At 40.9% G+C, this 3,933-nt stretch carries 4 protein-coding genes; all 4 read left to right on the forward strand.

Features of this window, described 5'->3' with window-relative positions; all coding sequences use genetic code 11:
* Positions 1-199 (forward strand): hypothetical protein (locus G6Q06_RS08165; protein WP_163566289.1); only part of this gene is annotated, 199 nt, incomplete at its 5' end.
* 137 nt (positions 200-336) lie between these two features.
* A complete protein-coding gene (locus G6Q06_RS08170; protein WP_163565300.1) occupies positions 337-615 on the forward strand; it encodes a hypothetical protein in 279 nt (92 codons plus the stop codon).
* Entirely contained in the window at positions 615-1,811 is a 1,197-nt protein-coding gene (locus tag G6Q06_RS08175) for an RAD55 family ATPase (protein WP_163565301.1), read from the forward strand. The genes G6Q06_RS08170 and G6Q06_RS08175 overlap by 1 nt, the downstream gene beginning before the upstream one ends.
* Complete coding sequence (locus G6Q06_RS08180; RefSeq protein WP_163565302.1) at positions 1,801-3,390, forward strand: CHC2 zinc finger domain-containing protein; 1,590 nt, start codon at positions 1,801-1,803, stop codon at positions 3,388-3,390. The genes G6Q06_RS08175 and G6Q06_RS08180 overlap by 11 nt, the downstream gene beginning before the upstream one ends.
* Positions 3,391-3,933 lie beyond the last annotated feature (543 nt).

Below are 3,933 nucleotides of genomic sequence, written 5' to 3' on the forward strand. Positions count from 1 at the left end.
TAAAGCTAAGGCTAAAGCACGCAAGGCCAATAAGGAGGTGAGCGCTGAGGATATGGATGAGAGGGATATAGCCAAAGATGCCATAGATCGCTTTATTGCCAAGTTTAGAGGTGTGCATTATGGGAATGTGGGGGATGTGATTATGAATTTAGGCAAACAAGCCACCATTAGACCAGCGCAAAGTAGCCAGAATGCCTAAAGAACATTCAGGTAGTTTTTTCATTGAACAGGGGTTATTAGAGCTCTTAGATTTCATCGCTTACATTGAGTGCCAAAGTCGGGCGGTGATTGTTGAGCGCATACTCAAATACTATCTAACACAACAAAGGAAACAACATGAAAAAGAAAGGAAAAATCCAAACAAGAAAAACTCTTGGAAAAAGAGTAAGTCCGGAGTTTATCAAAGTCCGCAAAAAGTTTTTACTAGATATAGCTATTCTAACAAGGTTAAACGCTTTGAGTCGCAAACAACACACCAGCCAGAATATTTTACTCAAAAAGGCCATTCTAAACGCCCTAGAGCCTTACAGCGCAAACAATCTATTCATTCATTCAAGGGTGCAAACCCAACTAGGGTTTTTAAATGCTTTACATTCTACTCTAGGGGGTGAGTGATGGAGTTTTCAATCACAAATAGCGCTATCTATTTTCCGCAGTTTTTAGAGGAGTTTTTAGATGGCATAGGCTTAAACTACTTTGAACCAGTGAATGCGCAAATACTAGGGGCAGTGCTTAAGCTGTATAACCAAAGTGGGATAGTCAACTTAGATACTTTAAAGCTTTGGCTAGGGGAGGATTTTATGGCTAGTGCTGAAGTGCTAAAAATCCTAGAAGCCCAGATCGTGCCAGATTATCTAAGCCTTAAGGAGGATTTTAAGCGCTTTATTATGTTAAAGCGCCAGAGTTGGTTAAGTGTGCAATTAGCAAAGGCCAGTAGGGCAGGTGAGATTTTCAACATGGAGGTGTTAGCCCCTTTTGTCTCCGAGTTGCAAACTAGCATTAAGCTAAAAACGCTTGAGGATTATTTGCTTATGCTAGAACAAAAGCCGCCAATTCCTAAACTTGCAACAGGGCTTGAGTTTATAGATAGCCATTTAGATGGCGGGCTTGAGTTAGGCCAACTTGTTTTAGTGGGTGGTGATCCAGAATCCGGTAAAACCTTGCTATCTATCCAGATCGTCGAATCCATGCTTAACTCCGTTAAAGGGTGCTTTTTTTGCTATGAATTTGCGATTTTGAAGTATGTAAAGGGGCTAAAGGCGCGCGGGATTAAGTTTTTGCCCCGCCATTATTACCTAGAAGAGGATTATTCCGGCTTTGAGGAGTTTATCTATCAGATCAAGTTATTAATCAAGTGTGGGGTGAAGGTGTTTGTAATTGATAGCCAGCAAATGATCAAACACCGCATAAGGGGCTTTAATGAGGAGAGCGCAGAAAGTGAAAAGTTTAGCGTGTTGCAGACAATGGCAAAGCGCTATGAGGTCTTAATTATCTTGATTGTGCAAAATAGCAAGAGTGATAAGTCTAGCCCCTCCGGTAGTATTAAGGGTGGTTATTTAGCCCATGTGTACTTGCTACTCACAAGGCTAAAAAATTATGAGTGTAAGTGGGCTACTCCGGAACAACGCTATTATCTACGCAAGCTTACAATTTACAAGAATAAACAAAATGGTAGGGCAGGGTTTCACTTTTTTGCTGTGGATACGAACAAATACCGCATAATGCCATGCGTAGCTGAGGATTTACCCATTAATCAGCTTGAATTGCCGCCTAGTGCCTTTGGTGATGAAGGGGGCGGTGATGAGGATTAGGAATCTTACAGCTCTAAAGGGCATTATTAGCGCTAGGGATGTGATAGCAAAATTTGTAGATTTAAAGCCGTATGGCAACACCTTAAAGGGCAATTGCCCTTTTCATGAGGAGAAAACCCCTAGCTTTGTTGTCAATGCTAAAACCAATAACTTTTTTTGCTATGGCTGTAATAAGGGCGGGGATAGCTTTGACTTTATCCAAGAATTAAAGGGCTTGGATTTTTTAGACTCCGTGCGCTATGTGGCTAGGCTATATAATTTTGCTTTAGATGAAGATGTGATGCATGTTAGCGTGCCACATTCGCGCATGATCTTAGAGCGCGCTTTTGATCTGTTTAAACAGGCTTTAGGTGTGAGTCAGCAAGTCAAAGACTATTTATATCAACGCGGGCTGAATGATGATTTGATTAGTAAGTTTGAATTAGGCTTTTGCAGTGTGGAGGTGTGCAACAAGCTAAAGGAGGAGTATAAACAACAAGATTTGATCAAATGCGGGCTTGGAAATGATAAGGGTAACATCTCTTTTTATAAACGGCTAATGATTCCCTTTAAAGATATACATGGCCAGCTTTGTGGGTTTAGCGCGAGGCTTTTGAAAATGTTTGGTATGTTTGATAGCGCTAAGTACCTTAACTCCCGCGATAGTGAAATTTTTAGTAAAAGCCTAATATTAGTCAACTTTGATAAGGCTAAAGCTAGCATTGAATCTAAAAAGCAAGTGATCATCACCGAAGGCTACTTTGAGGTGATCGCCTTAGAGGCGTGGGGGTATAGTAATGCGATTTGTTGCGCGGGTTGTAATTTTTCCCAAACACATTTAGATCAACTCATCAGACTTTCTAAACGCTTAGGGCAATTAGAGATTATCTTTTGCTTTGATAGCGATAGTGCAGGCAGACGGGCGGTTATGCAGGCGCTTTTTCTTTGTTTCAAACAAGGTTATTTGAATGTGGGGGTGTTGTATTTTAAACAAGTTGAGGGTAAGGAATTTAAAGATCTAGGGGATTTTTTGAGGGCGGGCATAAGGCCGCAATTAATGAAAGCGGATGGTTTTAAGTTTTTGTGTCGGCGGTGTTTTTTGCCTACTTATGACGCCGCGCGCAAAGATAACAATTATAAGGCACTTTTTGGGTTGATCAAAGACTATCCGCCTTTTTTGAAATACCAGTGCCAACAGGTGATCTTATCTTTCATTCCTAAAGAAGTGAAGCAATTTATCAACACCCAGCCACTTTCTAAACTAGATATTAATAAGCTAGATACGCGCTTTTTAGAGGGGCGGATTTTAGCCACTATGCTAGAGGATAGCGAATTTAAATACATCGTTAGCCGTTATCTTTCAGGCAGGGATTTCCCGGTTATGCACCAACTCTACAGGGCTATTTTTGAGGGCAATACGGGGTGTTTAGCTAGTCTAAAGCGCTTTGTGTTGATTGAAAAAGATCATTGGGGCACTATCTTAGAGGCTTTTAAACGCGATTCACTCAACCACTCTCTAACGGAGGCGATTAAAGCTAAAGATATGCATTTGGCTAGATTGTTACAAGAGAAATTAGCGCAGTTAGTAAAGCCTATGTGATTGTTAAACCCCACCGCCTAACCAGACGGGAGGTTAAGCGGTTTTATTCCCGAACCTTTATACTAGTCTAAAATTTCTAAAATTTAGCTTAAAAGCGCTAGCGGAGTGCAAGTTACACATGGCTAAAATCCGCTAGCAATTGGGGATCACAAGTATAGCCTAACTTTAATAAAGTCAGGCTAAAGGAGTTTGTGAAAGAGTGATCTTTTGGACTACTAGGCGAGGCCTAGCGGAGTTGTGCAAAAGTCTAAGAGAACTAGAAGCGCCCGTTTGTTAATTTAGCGTGTAGTTGCTTAATTTTAGCTTATCTAGCGCCTAGTGATAGCCAAGAGCTCTTGATCACCTGCAAAAAGTGCCTATTTTAGGGGCTTTTCTAGTAGTGTTTTTCACAACTAGAGCTCTACCACACCTTAAACCAGCGTTGTTATGGGCATTTATTAGGGTGTGTGGAGCTCTACTAATTGCTAACACCGCCTTTTTGTGTGTGCCACTTGTAGATTTTATCCATAGCTATGGGTTTTTAACTTTAGCCTATCATACTCA

The organism is Helicobacter suis, from assembly GCF_902196135.1.
GTDB lineage: Bacteria > Campylobacterota > Campylobacteria > Campylobacterales > Helicobacteraceae > Helicobacter > Helicobacter suis_A.